Consider the following 1,837-nt stretch of genomic DNA (forward strand, 5'->3'; position numbering starts at 1 on the left):
TCATTATATCCAGAGTCGATTTCAAATCCCAAATCTTCTATCATCTTATAATCTAATTTATTAGGCTGTCCTCCAGTAATTAAGTAGTCTCCTACAAATATTGAATTTGCTGCCTTTAAGGCCAAAGGTTGTAGTGAACGCAAATTAACTTCTCTACCGCCAGCAATTCTAATTTCTTTAGATGGATTGACAATCCTAAATAGAGATATAAGTCGCAAGCACTTCATGGGTGTCAATTCATCCATTTCTCCAAACTTTGTACCTTTAATAGGATGTAAAAAGTTAATAGGAATACTATCTGCATCTATTTCTTTTAAGGCAAAAGCCATATCAATGATATCTTGATTTGATTCTCCCATCCCACAAATCACACCAGAACATGGTGAAATATTATTTTCTTTCATAATTTCTATAGTATTTGTTCTGTCCTTATAAGTATGGGTAGTTACAACTTCTTCATGATAGTTTTCACTCGTATTTATATTATGGTTATATCTATCAACGCCAGACGCTTTGAGCTTCTTAGCTTGTTCATCATTAGTTAAACCAAGGCACGCACATATTTTCAGTTGAGGATGGTTTGATTTAATTTCTTCTACTGTTCTACTTATATGATCAATTTCCTTGTTACTAGGTCCTCGGCCGCTCATGACAATGCAATATGTACCTATGTTATTCTCGTGAGCTACTTTGGCTCCGCTAACAATTTGTTCTTCTGGCACTAGAGCGTATCTTTGCTTTTGTTTCATATCTCTAGATTGACCGCAATAACCACAGTTTTCCGGACATATACCACTCTTAGCATTTAAGATCATATTTAATTTCACTTTTTTTCCATAATAATGTTTTCTTAATATATAGGCTTCGTTTAATAAATCTAATGTATCTATATTAGGATTTTCATATATTTTCAATAACCTCTCTTTAGTTAAGGTTTCTCCTTTTAAAATCTTTTCAGCTAAATTCATATTAATCATCCTCATCTAATATATTGTGTAGTGCTTTTTCAAAAATAATAACCATTTTTTAAATTTCTTTATTTAATATGCTTAAAATTGGAACAAAAGTAACAATAATTTCTAAAGCAATGGAACATACTATTTGGTTACCGGTGTAAGTATAGCTATGTAAAAATGCATTAACACCATGATTATCGCTTGAAAATGTTTTATAAATCTTTTGAGAATTTAAAGTAGCAGCTAAAGGTAAATCCCCCCCCCGTAATCGTCTTACCTAGACACATGATATCTAGCGCACCTTTTCATGATTACAAGCAAACATTTCACCACTCTTTCCTATATCTGTATTAGTACTGATAATAAAACTAAGCGTTCTAAATGTAAACTAAAAAAATAAAAATGTTTACATTCGGGGTGAAGCACTCCCATTAAATACAAAAATAAATCTGACATTTATCTAAAAAAGAGAGGCCTTAATTACTAATATTCCAAAAAACAAAAACTTCCTAGAAACTCTTGAAGTTATCGTCAGACTTCTGGTTTGCATTTAACCCTACGTTTAAATAATGGTATGACCAAGAAGGGAAAATATACTTTATATATACTGTTGATGATTTTAGACAAATTTTAAATTAATGAATAATAATTTACTAACTTAAAGTTAAAAATTGAATTTTCTAAAGGTAGTAAGGTATATCTAATGTTCTTCTTAGCAGTACATTAGATATACGTTTATTTGCTGTAAACAGCTAAATAAAGTTACTCTTACGTTCTTTTGATCACGTATCGTAACATCTTTTAATTAAAAAGATAAACTTGAGTGATTTGGTACGAAAAGAATGAGTCATTATGATAGCGAAAAATCATTTTTATTCTTT

1 protein-coding gene is annotated in these 1,837 nt (G+C 30.3%); it reads right to left on the minus strand.

Annotated features, from left to right (window positions below; all coding sequences use genetic code 11):
* On the minus strand, positions 1–968 hold a 968-nt coding region (gene bioB / locus B154_RS0123945; protein WP_026260397.1), incomplete at its 3' end, for a biotin synthase BioB.
* Between the last annotated feature and the right edge of the window lie 869 nt (positions 969–1,837).

Source organism: Segetibacter koreensis DSM 18137 (assembly GCF_000374045.1).
GTDB lineage: Bacteria > Bacteroidota > Bacteroidia > Chitinophagales > Chitinophagaceae > Segetibacter > Segetibacter koreensis.